General features: G+C 54.9%; 15 protein-coding genes. 6 read left to right on the top strand and 9 right to left on the bottom strand.

The genetic code is table 11. The features are described 5' to 3' along the window. Positions 1-3: 3 nt before the first annotated feature. From leuC to leuA, 3 genes are read right to left on the bottom strand one after another with little or no spacing between them, the layout of a single operon-like run. A complete protein-coding gene (gene leuC / locus AYI87_RS10000; protein ID WP_144201718.1) occupies positions 4-1,404 on the bottom strand; it encodes a 3-isopropylmalate dehydratase large subunit in 1,401 nt (466 codons plus the stop codon). After that, positions 1,404-2,498, bottom strand: a complete 1,095-nt coding sequence (leuB, locus tag AYI87_RS09995) for a 3-isopropylmalate dehydrogenase (protein WP_144201716.1) — start codon at positions 2,496-2,498, stop codon at positions 1,404-1,406. Before leuB ends, leuC begins: the two co-directional genes overlap by 1 nt. 55 nt (positions 2,499-2,553) lie before the next feature. Beyond that, on the bottom strand, positions 2,554-4,125 hold the full coding sequence (gene leuA / locus AYI87_RS09990) for a 2-isopropylmalate synthase (protein WP_144201714.1): 1,572 nt from the start codon (positions 4,123-4,125) through the stop codon (positions 2,554-2,556). A 581-nt stretch (positions 4,126-4,706) separates the two neighbouring features. On the opposite strand from leuA, the gene AYI87_RS09985 reads away from it, so the two are divergent. Then, complete coding sequence (locus AYI87_RS09985; protein ID WP_144201712.1) at positions 4,707-6,392, top strand: tetratricopeptide repeat protein; 1,686 nt, start codon at positions 4,707-4,709, stop codon at positions 6,390-6,392. A gap of 111 nt (positions 6,393-6,503) precedes the next feature. Here the strand turns inward: AYI87_RS09985 and recQ are convergent, their stop codons facing one another. After that, complete coding sequence (gene recQ / locus AYI87_RS09980) at positions 6,504-8,336, bottom strand: DNA helicase RecQ (protein WP_144201710.1); 1,833 nt, start codon at positions 8,334-8,336, stop codon at positions 6,504-6,506. 238 nt (positions 8,337-8,574) lie between these two features. Here recQ and AYI87_RS09975 point away from each other — a divergent pair, with 238 nt between their 5' ends. After that, a complete protein-coding gene (locus AYI87_RS09975; RefSeq protein ID WP_144201708.1) occupies positions 8,575-9,039 on the top strand; it encodes a thioesterase family protein in 465 nt (154 codons plus the stop codon). A 156-nt stretch (positions 9,040-9,195) separates the two neighbouring features. Further along, positions 9,196-10,083, top strand: coding sequence for an EamA family transporter RarD (gene rarD, locus AYI87_RS09970; protein WP_144201706.1), 888 nt, complete (start codon positions 9,196-9,198; stop codon positions 10,081-10,083). On the opposite strand, the gene AYI87_RS09965 is transcribed toward rarD, so the two are convergent. From AYI87_RS09965 to radC, 5 genes are all read right to left on the bottom strand, one after another. After that, on the bottom strand, positions 10,054-10,593 hold the full coding sequence (locus AYI87_RS09965; RefSeq protein WP_144201704.1) for a hypothetical protein: 540 nt from the start codon (positions 10,591-10,593) through the stop codon (positions 10,054-10,056). The genes rarD and AYI87_RS09965 overlap by 30 nt on opposite strands. A gap of 186 nt (positions 10,594-10,779) precedes the next feature. Beyond that, positions 10,780-12,102, bottom strand: coding sequence for an amino-acid N-acetyltransferase (gene argA / locus AYI87_RS09960; RefSeq protein WP_144201702.1), 1,323 nt, complete (start codon positions 12,100-12,102; stop codon positions 10,780-10,782). A 327-nt stretch (positions 12,103-12,429) separates the two neighbouring features. Beyond that, positions 12,430-12,603 carry a 50S ribosomal protein L33 gene (gene rpmG / locus AYI87_RS09955; RefSeq protein WP_007651290.1) on the bottom strand — a complete coding sequence of 58 codons (174 nt, stop codon included), beginning with the start codon at positions 12,601-12,603 and terminating at the stop codon, positions 12,430-12,432. A gap of 6 nt (positions 12,604-12,609) precedes the next feature. Continuing rightward, on the bottom strand, positions 12,610-12,846 hold the full coding sequence (rpmB, locus tag AYI87_RS09950; protein WP_011867275.1) for a 50S ribosomal protein L28: 237 nt from the start codon (positions 12,844-12,846) through the stop codon (positions 12,610-12,612). A gap of 123 nt (positions 12,847-12,969) precedes the next feature. After that, positions 12,970-13,647 carry a RadC family protein gene (radC, locus tag AYI87_RS09945; protein WP_144201700.1) on the bottom strand — a complete coding sequence of 226 codons (678 nt, stop codon included), beginning with the start codon at positions 13,645-13,647 and terminating at the stop codon, positions 12,970-12,972. A 135-nt stretch (positions 13,648-13,782) separates the two neighbouring features. Between radC and coaBC the strand changes: the two genes are divergently transcribed. The 3 genes from coaBC to slmA all read left to right on the top strand — a co-directional run bounded on the left by coaBC (position 13,783) and on the right by slmA (position 16,157). Continuing rightward, a complete protein-coding gene (coaBC, locus tag AYI87_RS09940) occupies positions 13,783-14,979 on the top strand; it encodes a bifunctional phosphopantothenoylcysteine decarboxylase/phosphopantothenate--cysteine ligase CoaBC (RefSeq protein WP_144201698.1) in 1,197 nt (398 codons plus the stop codon). Continuing rightward, positions 14,976-15,434, top strand: coding sequence for a dUTP diphosphatase (gene dut, locus AYI87_RS09935; protein WP_144201696.1), 459 nt, complete (start codon positions 14,976-14,978; stop codon positions 15,432-15,434). Before coaBC ends, dut begins: the two co-directional genes overlap by 4 nt. Positions 15,435-15,563: 129 nt before the next feature. Further along, on the top strand, positions 15,564-16,157 hold the full coding sequence (gene slmA, locus AYI87_RS09930) for a nucleoid occlusion factor SlmA (RefSeq protein WP_144201694.1): 594 nt from the start codon (positions 15,564-15,566) through the stop codon (positions 16,155-16,157). Positions 16,158-16,270: the final 113 nt, after the last annotated feature.

Genomic DNA, 16,270 nt, shown 5'->3' with positions numbered 1-16,270 from the left:
CTCCTAGTATGGCTTGCGAATATCGACGAAATGACCGGCAATCGCCGCGGCGGCGGCCATGGCAGGGCTCACCAGGTGAGTGCGGCTACCGCGTCCCTGACGACCCTCAAAGTTACGGTTACTGGTCGAGGCGCAGCGATCACCCGCCTCCAGCCTGTCATCGTTCATCGCCAGACACATGGAGCAGCCCGGCAGACGCCATTCAAACCCGGCGTCGATGAAGATCTTATCTAGGCCTTCCGCCTCCGCCTGCTCCTTCACCAGGCCTGAGCCCGGCACCACGATAGCCGTAACGCCCTCTGCCACCTTACGCCCCTTGGCCTGCTGGGCCGCCGAGCGCAGATCTTCGATGCGCGAGTTGGTACAAGAGCCGATAAACACCTTGTTGATGCTCACATCTGTCATCTGAGTGCCAGGGGTGAGTGCCACATAGTCGAGCGCCTTCTCGATACTCGCCTTCACCGTCGGGTTTGTCTCATCCTCAGGGTTAGGCACACACTGATCGATCGCCACCACCTGGCCTGGGTTAGTGCCCCAAGTCAGCTGAGGCGCGATATCGCTCGCCTCTAGCACCACATGGGCATCGAACACGGCATCCTCGTCCGACTTCAGCGCCTGCCAGGCGGCAACCGCCTGCTGCCAAGCTTCGCCCTTAGGCGCAAATTCACGGCCTTCTAGGTAATCAATGGTGGTCTGATCCGGCGCTATCATGCCCGCCTTGGCGCCCATCTCGATCGCCATGTTACAGACTGTCATGCGTCCTTCCATCGACAAGGCGGCAATCGCCTCGCCGCAGAACTCCACCACATAACCCGTGCCGCCATCCATGCCTATCTTGCCTATGATGGCCAGCACGATATCTTTGGCGGTGATCCCATCGGCCACCTGGCCGCGCACCTCGATCTTCATTGTCTTGGCTTTTAGCTGACGCAAGGTTTGGGTGGCCATCACATGCTCCACCTCAGAAGTGCCAATGCCGAAGGCCAAGGCACCAAAGGCACCATGGGTCGCCGTGTGCGAGTCGCCGCACACAATTACAGTGCCCGGCAGGGTAATGCCAAGCTCGGGGCCCATCACGTGAACAATCCCCTGATTCTTATGATGAATATCGTATAAACGCACACCAAACTCTTTACAGTTTTGTGCCAGCGTCTCCACCTGAGTGCGCGCCATGGGGCTGAGTGCATCTAGGCTGGCACTCTTGGTCGAGGTGTTGTGATCCATGGTGGCGAAGGTTTTCTCTGGCGCCCTCAATTTACGGCCGGCGACTTTCAGGCCGCTGAAGGCCTGGGGTGAGGTCACCTCATGCACCAGATGGCGATCCACATAGATAAGCGGCGCCTCTCCTTCGGGGGCGGCTACGATATGGCTATCCCATACCTTTTCATACAGTGTCTTCGCCATTAGTTTGCCTCTCTGACTGCTTGGGCAATATAGTCGCCCATCTCGCGGGTTGATTTTGCCTTGTCACGCTGATCCGCGCTCAAGAGTTCTCCAGTTAAATAGCCATCGCTCAATGCTTTGGCGACCGCATCTTCAATCGCCTTGGCCGCCGCTTCTTCCTTGAGGCTATGACGCAGTAGCAGCGCTGCAGACAGAATCTGCGCAATCGGGTTGGCGATGCCCTGGCCCGCGATATCCGGTGCGCTGCCACCTGCGGGTTCATACAGACCGAAGCCATCGCTGTTGAGACTCACCGAAGAGAGCAAGCCCATGGAGCCGGTCAGCATAGCGATCTCATCGGAGATGATGTCGCCAAACAGGTTAGAGCAGAGCATCACATCGAAATCGAAGGGGCGACGCAGCAGCTGCATGGTGGCGTTGTCGATATAGATATGTTCCAGCTCCACATCCGGGAACTCCTTGGCCACCTCTTCGACCACTTCACGCCACAACACAGAGCAGGCCAGGACGTTGGCCTTATCCACCGAGGTCACCTTCTTGCGACGGCCTCGGGCCGCCTCGAAGGCGATCTTGGCAATACGGCGCACCTCGCGGCGGCTATAGCGCATGGTGTCGAAGGCCTCTTCCTGCTCGCCCTCACCCTGTCGCCCCTTGGGCTTACCGAAGTAGATGCCACCGGTCAGCTCGCGCACGCACAGCACGTCAAAGCCCTGGGCCGAGATGTCGCTACGCAGCGGCGACATATGCTCCAGGCCGACGTGTAGCTTCGCCGGACGCATATTACAAAACAGCTCGAAGTGTCCCCGTAGCGGCAGTAGGGCGCCGCGCTCGGGCTGATCATTTGGGGGTAGATGCTCCCACTTAGGGCCACCTACCGAGCCGAATAGGATAGCGTCGGCCGCCTCGCAGCCCTTCAGGGTCGACTCGGGTAACGGACAACCATGATTATCGATGGCCGCGCCGCCCACATCATATTCGCTATACTCGATATCCAACGAGAAACGCTCTTCCACCGCTTTAAGCACCTTGCGTGCCTCGACCATAACCTCGGGGCCGATCCCATCACCGGCCAATACCGCGACTTGATAACTCATACCTCAAGTGACTCCCTGCAATTAATTGTCTTTATGCTGTTTAATTCGAAATTGGTTATACGCCGCCCAACTCGGTGCGCGCCTGTTTTAACTTATGCTTGTTCTCGGCCACCTTGTCGGCGCGCCAGGTCAGATTCATCACGTGGATCAGCGCCGCTGCCGAGGCCTCGACCACATCGGTCGCCAGGCCCACACCATGGAAGCTCTGATCATGATACTTGGCGGTAATATCCACCTGTCCCAGGGCATCTTGCCCCTGCCCCTTGGCGCTAAGCTGATAGCTGCTGATGTTGATCTCACAGCCGCTGGCGCGGGCAATCGCCTTGTAGGCCGCATCGACCGGGCCGTTACCGGTTGCCGCCTCGGTCACTGCCTTGCCGTCTATGCTTAGGGTCACTGTGGCGGTAGCCTGCCCCTGGGTCGAATCTGAGTGCACCACCAGCTGCTGCAAGCCATAGTGGTTTTCATCTTCTGCCTGAGCCTCTACATATACCAAGGCCTCCAGGTCATAGTCGAACACCTGCCCCTTCTTGTCCGCCAGCTTCAGGAAGGCCTCATACAGGGTGTCCATGTCGTAGTCTTGCTCGCCATATCCCATCTCTTCCATGCGATGTTTGATCACGTGGCGGCCGGAGCGGGAGGTCATGTTCAGGTTGTTGCGGTTAAGACCGATACTCTCTGGCGTCATGATTTCATAAGTGTTTTGCGACTTCAGCACGCCATCCTGATGGATACCAGAGGAGTGGGTAAAGGCGTTGGCGCCGACGATCGCCTTGTTGGCCTGTACCGGCATGTTACACAGCTGGCTCACCAGATTAGAGGTGCGATGGATCTCTTTGGCATTGATCCCCGTCTCTAGCCCCAGGCTGGCCTTGCGAGTGGCGATGATCATGGCGATCTCTTCCAGGGAGCAGTTACCGGCGCGCTCGCCGATACCGTTGACGGTACACTCGATCTGACGTGCCCCGTGCTGCACCGCAGTGATAGAGTTCGCCACAGACAAGCCCAAATCGTCGTGACAGTGCACTGAGATCACCGCCTGATCGATATTCGGTACCCTGTCGAACAGGTTTTGAATGATGCCGCCAAATTCGCTCGGCACTGTGTAGCCAACGGTGTCGGGAATGTTAATGGTCTTGGCGCCCGCCTTGATGGCGGCCTCGACCATGCGGCACAGGTTATCTATTGGGGTACGACCGGCGTCTTCACAGGAGAACTCCACATCGTCGGTGAAGCGGCGGGCATATTTCACCGCGCCGACCGCCATGTCCAACACCTGATCGAAGGAGCGCTTAAGCTTGCTCTCCACATGTATGGTCGAGGTCGAGATAAAGGTATGGATACGGAACTGATCCGCCACAGACAAGGACTGGGCCGCGGCGTCGATATCTTTCTCAAGCGCCCTGGCAAGCGCACAGACCCGGCTATTCTTGATGGTACGGGCAATGGTCTGCACCGATTCGAAATCCCCCGGTGACGAGACGGGAAACCCCACCTCCATGACGTCCACTCCCAGACGCTCGAGTGACAATGCTATCTGTAGCTTTTCCTTAACCGTTAAACTCGCCGCTAATGCTTGCTCACCATCTCGTAAGGTCGTATCAAATATTATCACTCGGTTAGACATCTGGTTTCTCCATGGTACGTCTAGGCTCTAATTTTGGGTGTTCGTCGAATCCATAAACAAAAAAACCCCGCGTTGTTGGGCGCGGGGTTTATGAATGCTGAATGTGTTATTAAGCGTGCAACACTACATTCTCCGCGCAGGACCTGCGAGAATGAGAATAAGGAGGCTGAGGAGTGCACGGTTAATAGTCGTCATTGTATTCAGTAAAAGTAATTAATTATTCGTTTCGCTTCGAAAGATTGATTAATATTTAACGTGTGTCTGTTCAATAGTCAACCCCATATTTTTCATGTTTGCCACATTAGACCAGATAAAAATCTTGATTAACTGCGCAAATCTAACCATTTATTTGCTCACAAGAGTGACTAAGTGATTAAATTCAGCATACTAGGTCATTTGCCGAGCAATCCCTCTGATTCCAATCGCGAGCGCTATTTTTTATGCAATTGCTGATGAAAAATCAGTATAATGCCGCCAAAGGAAACAGAAACAGCACACTCGTTCCGGAGCTTTTAAAAATGGATTTTCGTCTCATAGTGTTAAGTCTCGGCCTCTGGCTGATCCCAGCTTATGGGGACACTATGACAGAGTTAGATGAGTTGGCCCAAACCATCTACCAATATCCCAACAAGACACTGACACAGATCTCGGCACTGGAACAACGCCTGGATCAGGAAGCCACGTCTGAAGAAAATCGTCTGCGCCTCTCGCTGCTCAAGTGCGAGGCCTTTGTGCAGCTGGGCGAAAACGAGGCCGCCATCAACCTGGGCCGCATGAGTGAGGCCAAGGCCAAGTCGCTCAAGCTCAATCAGCTCAGCCCCTATTTTCTCAACTGTATGGCCGCAGCCTATATCGATTATGGCGACCTCAGACAGGCGCTGACCCTGCTCGACTCGGCCATCTACCTCTCTCGCGAGCAGCAACAGCCCCAGTCCTTAGTCAACGGCCTGATGCTGCGCGGCAAGATAGATACCCATATTGAGAGCCAGAGCAGCGCGCTGGAAGATCTACGCCTGGCCCAAGATATCTACCCGGACACCGAGAAGCAGAGACCTCAATGGCTCACCCCGCCGAGGCCCTATGTGCAACTGGCCATGGCCGAACTGCTGAGAACCAAGGGCCTCTACAACCAGGCGTTCAACAATGCCAAGGGCGCGCTGGATAGCGAGCAGACCACGGGAAAGGTGAGGCTAACTGTGCTGCTCACCCTGGCCAAGATCGCCCACTACAACCAAGAGGTGAAGTTCAGGGACGATATGGTACTCGAGGCTAAGATCCTGCTACCCGAACTTGCTACGGCGACCGAGCTGGCCGAGAGTTATACCCAGCTGGCGGAAATTGAATTTTTACGGGGCAATGATAAGAGCGCCATCCAGCTGCTCAATATCGCCCTCAACACCTTCGACAAGCAGAAGAAGATCAACGACAGCCTGAGGGCCAATCGTCTACTGGCCAATATTCAATTGGCGAATGGCGAGCAGGCCCTGGGGACAGAGCTGATGCAGAAGGCGATCGCCATCGGCGAGCGCACCAATCAGTTTGACGAGCTCGTCTATTGCTACGGAATCCTGAGCCGCTACTTTGCCGACATAGGCCAATACAAGGACGCCTATCAGTATCAGCTGAAACGCTTCGAGATGGCCCAGCGCAGCTATGAGTTTCTTAAAGACACTCGACTGCTGCAGATCAAGGCCCAGCTGGGACGATACCAGCAGCTGGCACAGGACAATCAGCCTAAGCCCATCAAGCTCGATGCCCACATCAGCGACAGCTATGGTCTTATCGGCATCCTGGTGCTCTTCCTGCTGCTGACGCTGTTTATTCTGCTCAACCGTATCAGAATGCCTAAGACGCCGTTATCGGTGAGCCAGAGAGATGAGCCGATGAGCACCCAGGAGAAGATGGAGGCCCTGCTGACCAGCGCCAAGCAGATAGGTTTTCCTATCACCATCTTGCTGATCAATCCCAGCCATCTGGCCAAGGCCGATGTCGACAGGCTACTGACCCGTTTGTCACAGAAGATCCGCCAGCAGGATATCTTGCTGAGCACCAGCGCCGATCAGATATTGATCATGCTGCCCTTCACCTCGCTGGCGGGCGCCCAGCTTATCGCCCGCCAGCTGAGCGCCATCATAGAGCCGCTACAAAACGGCGCCCGGGTTAACATGGGGATGGCGGTGATGCAGCATCACGACACCCTCTCCTCCCTGGTTAAAAGGGCCAGTGTCGATCAGCTGAGTAAATACAGCGGTCAGCAGGCACACTAAGTCTGGTAGCAAGTACACTAAGTCTGGTAGCAAGTACAATAAGCCTGATAGCAAGCAGCGCCTGAATATACAGAGTCATTGTAAGCCGAGCCTTAATTAGCGGAATATTGACTAGCTACGGGTGAGGTAGTCGTTGATCTCGTCGAGAAACTCACCGCCGAAACGATTCAGCTTGGTCTCACCCACGCCGTTAACCGCCAGCATCTCGCCGGGGCTGGTCGGCAGCATGGCCGCCATCTCCGCCAGCGTGGCGTCGTTAAACACCAGATAGGGCGGCACATCCAACTCTTCTGCCAGGCTGCGACGCAGCTGCTTCAGACGGGCAAACAACTTCCTGTCATAGTTAATTGGCGCCCGGCTACTGCTGCGACGCTTCACATGTGTGGTGATGCTGATACGCGGCTCGGCGAGCTGCAACGGCACCTCCCCCTTGAGCACGGCCCGCGCCTGGGGATTGAGCTTGATGGCCGAGCCTCTGGTGATATCCTGACTGGCGAAACCCAGGTGAATAATCTGACGTATGATACTGAGCCAGAACTCATGGCTCTTCTCCTTGCCTATGCCCCAGGTCGACAACTTGTCATGGCCACGGTCGACCACAGAGGCCGCCTTGGAGCCGCGCAGCACCTCGATAAGATGATTTACACCAAACTTTTGCTGCAGGCGGAAGATGCAGGAGAGCACCTTCTGGGCATCCTCGACGCCGTCGTACCGCTTAGGAGGGTCCAGGCAAATATCACAGTTACCGCAGGGCTCGGACGCACTCTCGTCGAAGTAATGCAGCAGCACCTGACGGCGACAGGTTTGCGCCTCGGCAAAGGCCGCCATGGTATTGAGCTTATGGTATTCCACCTGTTGCTGCGGACCCGGCTCCTGCTGCTCGATGAGATGGCGCACCCGTCCGATATCGGCGGGATCGAACAGCATAAAGGCCTCGGCATCCAGTCCATCACGGCCGGCACGGCCTGTCTCCTGGTAATAGGCCTCGAGGCTCTTGGGAATATCGTAATGCACCACGAAGCGCACGTTGGACTTGTTGATCCCCATGCCAAAGGCCACGGTGGCCACCACGATATCTAGTTGATCTTTTAGGAAACGCTCCTGAATATCGGCGCGCTCCTCCTGGGTCTTGCCCGCGTGATAAGCATCGGCATGATAGCCCTGCATACGTAGACGCTCGGCCACCTCATCCACCCGGCGACGACTGCTACAGTAGATGATGCCACTGTTGCCGTTCTGCGCCTGGATAAACTGCCTGAGCTGATTGGCGGCGTTGAGCTTCTCCGCCACGGTATATCGAATATTGGGGCGATCGAAGCTGGTGAGTAGCTCAAAGGGCGCTATGCCCAGTCGCTGGCAGATATCCTCCCGCGTCGCCTTGTCGGCGGTGGCCGTCAACGCCATCATGGGTACCCGAGGAAACAGCTGCTTCAGCTGGCCCAGGGCCGCATATTCGGGGCGGAAGTCGTGCCCCCACTGGGAGATACAGTGTGCCTCGTCGATGGCAAACAGGGAGAGCGGCAGGTTGTGCAGGCGCTCGATGAAGCTGTCGGTCAGCAGGCGCTCGGGTGATACATACAACAGCTTGAGCTCGCCGTTATGCAGCTGGCGATAGATGGTCATCGCCTCTTCCCGCGACTGCGACGAGTTGAGGTAAGCTGCGGCGACGCCCATCTGCTTCAAACTATCGACCTGATCTTTCATCAGGGAGATCAACGGCGACACCACCAGGGTCAGCCCGGGCAAGACGAGTGCCGGCAGCTGATAACACAGGCTCTTACCGCCGCCGGTAGGCATGATAACCAGGGCATCCTGGCCGCCACAGACCTGCTCTATCACCTCACGCTGACCCGTCCTGAAGGTGCGATAACCAAACACCGTCTGCAGGCAGGCGGCGAGCGGATCGCTATCGGTCACGTCGGGAGAAGTTAAGGCTAAGTCCATGGCACTCGGTAATCATTAATTTGGCCGCTTATTCTAATCAAGCCGGCTCGGCTTGTCTCATCTATCCGAGTATTAATTACCCCTCGCCCCCCATCGACTGATGAAATTTTATCCGAAGGCTTGCCTCGCGCCGTGCATTAGCGATAGATTAAATGCTCTAACCATTAGGTTGACTAATGCTCAAACTTAACCCGCTTGTACCCAGCAAGCAGCGTAGGACAAAACAAGGAGTGCCCCTATGACGACGCCCATACAAGCGCAGACCCTGGCCAGCGTAGCCGAGATCTTCGATACCAAGGTGCCCTTTCATAACCTCTTGGGGATGGATATCAAGCGTTACGACCTGCAGGGCGTCGAGGTCGAGGTGAAGATGAAGAAAGACCTCATAGGCAACATTCATCAGCAGATCCTCCACGGCGGCGTGACCGCTACCGTGCTGGATGTGGTGGGCGGCCTGACGGCCTTCTCAGGCCTGGTGGCTAGCCGGGACGACTGGTGTTTAGAAGATCTGCAGCAGCGCCTAAAAACCTTAGGCACCATAGATCTGCGTATCGATTATCTCAGGCCGGGGCGCGGTGAGATCTTTACCGGCACAGGCACAGTGATCAGGGCGGGTAACCGGGTCTCAGTCTGCCGCATGGAGCTACACAACGAGAAGGGCTCGCATATTGCCTTCGGTACTGGCACCTACATGGTGGGCTAGCCAGCTAATCCCCCTATAAATTACCGCCAATTTAGTGAGACGCGCTGACAAGAGACTGCTCCAGCGCGAGGCGCGAAAAGAATGCTTATGGCCGCTTGAGTCACGCGGCTTAGACGCCTACAATGCCACTCCCGCACTTTTTCTAAATCCTAAGCTATGGCCGATATTGAGTATCGTAAAGGGGTAGCGCTCGCCATCTGCGCCTACTGCCTCTGGGGCTTTGCTCCCCTCTATTTTAAGCTGCTAAACCATGTGTCGGCGACCGAGATCCTGCTGCATCGCGTGATCTGGTCCTTCGTCTTCATGCTGATCTTGATGCAATTTATCGGTGGTTTCGCCAAGCTGCGCGCCCTGTTCCGGCAGCCCAAACAGCTTGGCGTGTTAGCTATTACATCGGTTCTGATCGCCGGTAACTGGCTGTTGTTCATCTGGGCGATCAACAATGATCATATGCTTGATGCCAGCCTGGGCTACTTTATCAACCCTTTGGTCAATGTGCTGCTGGGCATGGTGTTCCTGCAGGAACGCCTGCGTAAACTGCAGTGGGCCGCCGTCTCTTTGGCCTGTGCCGGCGTACTTATCCAATTGATCTCTTTCGGCTCGATTCCTGTGGTGTCCCTGGGGCTCGCCGCCTCGTTCGGCATCTATGGTTTGCTGCGCAAGAAGGTCAATGTCGACGCCAAGACGGGACTGCTGGTCGAGACGGCCATCTTAGTGCCTGTGGCACTGCTCTATCTGGCGATGAATCTCGATGGCACCAGCATCCTGGAAAACAGCTGGCAGATGAACCTGCTGCTGATGGCGGCTGGGATAGTCACCTCGATTCCCCTGCTCTGCTTTGCCGGCGCCGCTACGCGTATCCCATTGTCCATGCTAGGCTTCTTCCAATATATCGGCCCCAGCATCATGTTTATCATGGCCGTCAGCCTGTTTAACGAGCCCTTCGATCTCGAGAAGGGGATCACCTTCGCCTTCATCTGGAGCGCCCTGGTGATCTTTACCCTGGACCTGGCGTTAAAGAGTCGGCGTAAGCAGGCTAGCTAACAAAGCCTCCGGCTGCTCCAGACTCAAGATCAACAGATAGCCCTCGGTCGTCGGCAAAACCAATACCTGGCCGTCGCCGGTGACCGACAGTAGGGCCTTATCTGTCCTGTCGCTGGCATCTGCCAGCTTAAACCACCCCAGCGAATAACCCGGCATGCCCACGCCGTTGCTGCGATAGCTCAGTTTAAGCGCGTCATCTCCTCCCAAGCTGACGATTTTAGCCTCAGCCGGCACCAGGCTTTGACGCGGTAACTCGACCCGGTAGAGGGGAATATCCACCAGCATAGTGCTTGAAGTAAGGCGAACGCTGGTATCATGAGCCTTGTAAAACATCCAGGAGAGCAGGCCCAATACGGCGATCACCATCCCAGCAGAGGCATATTTTGCCTTCTTAGGTAAGGGCTTCACCATCAGTAGCACTAGCACCAAGGCGACCCCCAGCAGCATAGACAGGAAGATCCCACTGGTTGCCGAATCTAAGGTTGTGAGTTGAAAGACTTGAGTATCCATCTCTAAATATCCTCTTGAAACATTTGGGCATACAGGCAGATCATCCCTGAGCCCAACCCTAACATGAACCGATAACTTGAGTGTGGTGCTATCGACATATTATGTCAAGAGTCGTTACTGTGAGTTAACTTGGACACACAAAAAGACCACCCCAAGGGTGGCCTCTTTCATCGGACGGGTTTAGCCTTATTGCAGATCTAAGGCGAGAATCTTCGATTTGCGCTGATAGTTATACAGCTGCTTCTTCTTGTTTGGCAGGGCATCGACCTCGACGATCTGAAAGCCATGCTCGAGGAACCAGTGAATGCTGCGGGTCGTCAGCGCAAACAGGCGGGCATAACCACGCACCTTGGCCTGACCTATGATGTTCTTCAGCAAGATGCTACCGCGGTCGGCATCACGATAATCGGGATGCACTACCAGGCAGGCAAACTCTCCGGCATTGTCCTCCTCGAAGGGATAGAGGGCGGCACAGCCGATCACCAAACCATCACGCTCGATCAGCATAAACTGCTCTATCTCCATCTCCAGCTGCTCACGTGAGCGGCGCACCAAGACCCCAGCTTGCTCCAGCGGGCGGATGAGATCCAAAACACCACCGATATCGGCAATGGTGGCTCTGCGCAGGCGCTCGGCGCTCTCGGTGACTATCTGGGTACCAATACCATCACGGGAGAACAGCTCTTGCAAAAGGGCGCCATCATCGAGATAGCTGACGAAGTGGCAGCGAGCCACACCGTTACGACAGGCGTCTATACTGGCCTGCAAGAAGGCCCGAGTGCCCACACACCAGTTGTCTTCATCGGTCAGCTCAGACAAGATGCGCTGGGCATCGGTCGGCATCAGCTCGGCGATCACCTCGCCGTTACTGTCGAGTATCCCCTCCTTGGCGCTGAAACCTATCATCTTGTCGGCCTTGAGCTTCACCGCGATCTGAGTCGCGACCTCTTCGGCGGTCAGATTAAAACACTCGCCGGTCACAGAGGCCGCCACCGGCCCCAGGAGCACTATGCCATGATTGTCCAGCTGACGTCTGAGGCCCGCCACATCTATGCGTCTCACCTTGCCACTCAGGCAGTAGTCAACGCCGTTGTCGACCCCTAAGGGCTGGGCTATCACGAAGTTACCGCTAACCACGTTGATCTGCGCCCCTTGCATCGGGGTATTGCTCAGGCTCATCGACAGGCGCGCGGTGATGTCCAGCTGCAGACCGCCCACCACCTGCTTGATCACTCGGAAGGACTCTTCATCGCTAATGCGCACCCCGTTGTAATACTCAGGGGAGAGATTATGCGCGGCCAGGGCCTCATCGATTTGCGGCCTGGCACCATGCACCAGAACTATCTTGATCCCCAGGCTGTGAAGCAGGGCGATATCGTTGATGATGGAGCGAAACTGACTCTGCGCCAGCGCCTCACCGCCCAACATGACCACAAATGTCTTGCCCCTGTGTGCATTCACATAGGAAGCAGAATGACGAAACCCCTCGACTAACTCAGTAGTGCGCACCCGCGTAACCTCAACAATAAATATGTGACAATATTGTCACCAGACGAATAACAAGCCAATTTTATTGCATTTAAATTCACATTAAAAGCATTTGTTGTCATCGGAAGTGATATTTTTTCATCACAACGAGACAATCTGATTAAGCATAGCAGAATAGATTAAGATCAGAGGCTTAGGTAGAGATCGGAATCCGTAGACCCGCAGGGCTATCGCCTGGGAATTTATCTAAAGAATTGGAGAGAGCTGGCCAACGCCATGGGGATATATTTAGGGCAAAAAAAAGCCCCTGCAATGAGGGGCTTTTTCCAAAAAAACGTGAATCAAGAATTACTTGATTTTCGCTTCTTTGTAGATAACGTGCTGACGGATAACGGGATCAAATTTCTTGATCTCCATCTTTTCAGGCATGTTACGCTTGTTTTTCTCAGTCGTGTAGAAGTGACCTGTTTTAGCGCTAGAAACTAGCTTGATCTTCTCACGGTTACCTTTAGCTTTAGCCATGGTTTATTACACCTTCTCGCCGCGGGCACGAAGTTCAGCAACAACAACTTCGATACCTTTCTTATCGATAATACGCATACCTTTAGTAGATACACGTAGCTGTACGAAACGCTTTTCGTCTTCTAACCAGAAACGATGGTTCTGTAGGTTAGGTAAAAAACGACGACGAGTCGCGTTCTTAGCGTGCGAACGGTTGTTACCAACCATCGGCTTCTTGCCAGTAACTTGGCATACTCTTGACATGTCAATCTTCTCCAAAAACAATTTAACGCTCGAGCATTAATGTACCTCGAATATGGCCGTCGCCCGAGGCACACAAAGAGGGCGCATTTTATACAGGATCTAAAATCAAAGATCAAGGGATATTCAATCTATCCATCCCCTCTCTGCAAACGAAACTATCTCACGATCGCCCACAACCATATGGTCTAGCAGCGAAACATCTATAGTCGCCAACGCGTATTTCAATCGCTCAGTAATTCGCCGATCAGCATGACTGGGCTCAGCCACCCCCGAGGGATGGTTGTGGCACACAATTACCGCTGCGGCTTTTTTCTCAAGCACTAGGCTTACCACTTCTCGCGGATAAACCGAGGCTGAATCTATGGTGCCACGGAACAATTCGACGAACTGAATCACCCTATGCTGACTATCGAGCAATAAGATGGCAAACACTTCGTAGGCACGATCCGCCAATTGTCTCATTAAATAGTCCCGAGTTAAATCAGGATCTGACAAAATCTTTCCTCTTTGTAGATTTTCTTGCGCGATCCGCTTGCTTAACTCGATGGCAGCCTGCAGTTGGGCATACTTTACCGGACCGATCCCCTGAATATAACACAGCTCACTCAAGGAGGCGCTAAAGAGCGCTCTGAGGCCACCGAAGTGGGTTAACATGACTCTGGCCAGAGACACGGCGCTTTGACCCTTAAGGCCGTTTCTGAGCAGCACCGCCAGCAACTCGGCATCGGAGAGCTGCGCGACACCACTGCGCAGCAGTTTTTCTCTGGGCCCCTCTCCCTGAGGCCAATCTTTGATTGCCATAAACACTCCTTGTCTCGGCGCCATCTGCACACCTAGGCTTTAGAGTATGGTCTAGTTTTTAAAAACTTGTATCCTCAACCTCAGCAGGATTGTGGTATGGTTAGCGGGCAAAATTAAACGCGATTAGTGATCAACATGAGTCTAACCAATAAAAAGATATTGCTGGGAATTGGCGGCGGCATTGCTGCCTATAAGTCTGCCGATCTGGTCCGCCGCCTGAAAGAACGCGGCGCAGATGTGCGTGTCGTCATGAGCCAAAGCGCGCAGGAATTTATCACGCCGCTGACCCTGCAGGCGCTATCGGGCCATCCCATTGCCACCGACCTGTTAGACCCGGCGGCCGAAGCCGCCATGGGCCATATCGAACTCGCCCGCTGGGCCGACTTAGTGTTGATCGCCCCGGCAACCGCCAACCTGATCGCCCGCATCAATGCCGGCATGGCCGATGAGTTGATCACCACCACCTGCCTGGCCACAGAAGCGCCTGTAGTGCTCTGCCCGGCGATGAATCAGCAGATGTATCGCAACGTCGCCACCCAGGACAATCTGGATAACCTGAGAAAACGCGGCCTCACCATCTGGGGACCGGCTTCGGGTAGTCAGGCCTGTGGCGAAGTTGGCCCAGGCCGAATGGAGGAGCCTCTGGTGATCGCCGAGCGCGTCGAACACTTCTTTGCGCCAAAGCTGCTTCAGGGAATATCGATACTGCTGACGGCGGGCCCAACCCGCGAAGCAATCGACCCCGTGCGTTACATCTCTAATCACAGCTCGGGCAAGATGGGCTTTGCCCTGGCACGCGCGGCGGCCGAGATGGGCGCCAAGGTGACCCTGGTCTCCGGGCCGGTTAATCTCGAGACGCCGATGAATGTCAATCGCCTCAACGTCGCCTCGACCCAGGAGATGCTCGACGCCGTGATGCAGCAGGTACACCACAGCGATATCTTTATCGGCTGCGCCGCGGTCTGCGACTATCGCACCGCGGATATTGCCGACGAGAAAATTAAGAAATCTGCCACAGAGATGTCACTTGCGCTTGTACGCAATCCTGATATCTTAGCCACGGTCGCGACCCATGAGGTACGTCCATTCACGGTAGGATTTGCCGCCGAGACCCAGGATGTAGACCATTACGCCAAAGACAAGTTGACCCGCAAGAAACTGAATATGATCGCCGCCAATGACGTATCCGACCCGGCCATCGGCTTTAACAGCGATAGCAATGCCTTGAAGGTCTTCTGGCAAGGAGGCGAGCACGCCCTGCCCGCCACAGATAAATACACCCTGGCGAAACAACTACTCACCTTAATCGCACAGCAGATGAAGACAGCATGAAGACGCCCATAGAACTCAAGATCCTCGATTCTCGCATCGGCTCGCAGTTTCCGCTTCCCGCCTACGCGACACCGGGCAGTGCAGGCATGGATCTGCGTGCCATGATAGAGACCACCATGGTGATTCAGCCGGGCGAAACCCAACTGATCCCAACCGGGATCGCCGTGCATGTTGCCGATCCCAGCCTGGCGGCCGTCATCCTGCCGCGCTCCGGCATGGGCCACAAACATGGCATAGTGCTCGGCAATCTGGTCGGTCTTATCGACTCTGACTATCAGGGCCCCCTGATGGTCTCTTGCTGGAACCGCAGCAGCGAACCCTTCACCTTGGAGATTGGCGATCGCCTGGCGCAACTCGTGTTTGTGCCTGTGGTACAAGCCGAATTTAAATTGGTCGACGAATTCGACACCTCAGATCGAGGCGAAGGCGGTTTCGGCCACTCGGGTACTCGATAATTAGGTACCTATTAGCCAAATTCTCGATAACACGGCACTCACACATCGACACGCCGCAAAGAATAATTAGAGAGTCATGGGCAGCGCCTGCCCATCGGCTCCTGTAGTAATTAAGTAAAGGATACTTAGATGGCTGCAAGCCCTAAAATCAACCGACGCGAACATATTCTTCAATGTCTGGCCACCATGCTAGAAACCAGTCCCGGTCAACGAATCACCACGGCAAAACTTGCCGCCGAGGTGGGCGTATCTGAGGCGGCGCTCTATCGCCACTTTCCCAGCAAGGCGAGAATGTTCGAGGGGCTGATCGACTTTATCGAAGAATCGCTGTTGTCGCGCATCAATCTCATCATGGATGAAGAGAAGGACACCATGAGACGCTGTCAGTTGCTGCTGCAACTCTTGCTGGTATTTGCCGAGCGCAACCCAGGGATCTCCCGCGTCCTCAACGGTGACGCCCTATTGGGAGAGAATGAGCGACTGCGTAACCGTACCAGCCAGATCTTCTCCAAGGTTGAGACTCACCTGAAACAGATCCTCAGAGAGAAGACCCTGAGAGAAGGCAAAGGCTTTAACCTGGACGAGGCAATCCTGGCTAACCTGCTGCTGGCCGTGGCCGAAGGCCGCATCGCCCAATTCGTGCGCAGCGACTTCAAAAACAAGCCCACCGAACACTTCGCCGAGCAGTGGCAGTTTATTCAGCAGCAGCTACTTCAGAGTTGACTAATATCAATAAAAACAGCGACCTGTAATACACGGGTCGCCGTGTTTTTCTAGACAAAAGTATTGCACTCGTAAATCCGTTGTTTTACCCTCCTTAGCGCAACAAACCCACA

Origin of the sequence: Shewanella sp. KCT (genome assembly GCF_007636505.1) — a bacterium.
In the GTDB taxonomy this organism is placed as follows: domain Bacteria; phylum Pseudomonadota; class Gammaproteobacteria; order Enterobacterales; family Shewanellaceae; genus Shewanella; species Shewanella halotolerans.
This window is presented reverse-complemented; position numbering and strand designations above follow the sequence as displayed.

Excerpts from the sequence above, each read along its gene's own strand:
- recQ (WP_144201710.1), bottom strand. The coding sequence starts at position 8,336 with ATGGACTTAGCCTTAACTTCTCCCGACGTGACCGATAGCGATCCGCTC.
- dut (WP_144201696.1), top strand. The coding sequence starts at position 14,976 with ATGAAGACGCCCATAGAACTCAAGATCCTCGATTCTCGCATCGGCTCG.
- leuA (WP_144201714.1), bottom strand. The coding sequence starts at position 4,125 with ATGTCTAACCGAGTGATAATATTTGATACGACCTTACGAGATGGTGAG.
- rpmB (WP_011867275.1), bottom strand. The coding sequence starts at position 12,846 with ATGTCAAGAGTATGCCAAGTTACTGGCAAGAAGCCGATGGTTGGTAAC.
- coaBC (WP_144201698.1), top strand. The coding sequence starts at position 13,783 with ATGAGTCTAACCAATAAAAAGATATTGCTGGGAATTGGCGGCGGCATT.
- leuC (WP_144201718.1), bottom strand. The coding sequence starts at position 1,404 with ATGGCGAAGACACTGTATGAAAAGGTATGGGATAGCCATATCGTAGCC.
- AYI87_RS09965 (WP_144201704.1), bottom strand. The coding sequence starts at position 10,593 with ATGGATACTCAAGTCTTTCAACTCACAACCTTAGATTCGGCAACCAGT.
- AYI87_RS09985 (WP_144201712.1), top strand. The coding sequence starts at position 4,707 with ATGACAGAGTTAGATGAGTTGGCCCAAACCATCTACCAATATCCCAAC.
- radC (WP_144201700.1), bottom strand. The coding sequence starts at position 13,647 with ATGGCAATCAAAGATTGGCCTCAGGGAGAGGGGCCCAGAGAAAAACTG.
- leuB (WP_144201716.1), bottom strand. The coding sequence starts at position 2,498 with ATGAGTTATCAAGTCGCGGTATTGGCCGGTGATGGGATCGGCCCCGAG.
- rpmG (WP_007651290.1), bottom strand. The coding sequence starts at position 12,603 with ATGGCTAAAGCTAAAGGTAACCGTGAGAAGATCAAGCTAGTTTCTAGC.
- rarD (WP_144201706.1), top strand. The coding sequence starts at position 9,196 with ATGGCCGATATTGAGTATCGTAAAGGGGTAGCGCTCGCCATCTGCGCC.
- AYI87_RS09975 (WP_144201708.1), top strand. The coding sequence starts at position 8,575 with ATGACGACGCCCATACAAGCGCAGACCCTGGCCAGCGTAGCCGAGATC.
- slmA (WP_144201694.1), top strand. The coding sequence starts at position 15,564 with ATGGCTGCAAGCCCTAAAATCAACCGACGCGAACATATTCTTCAATGT.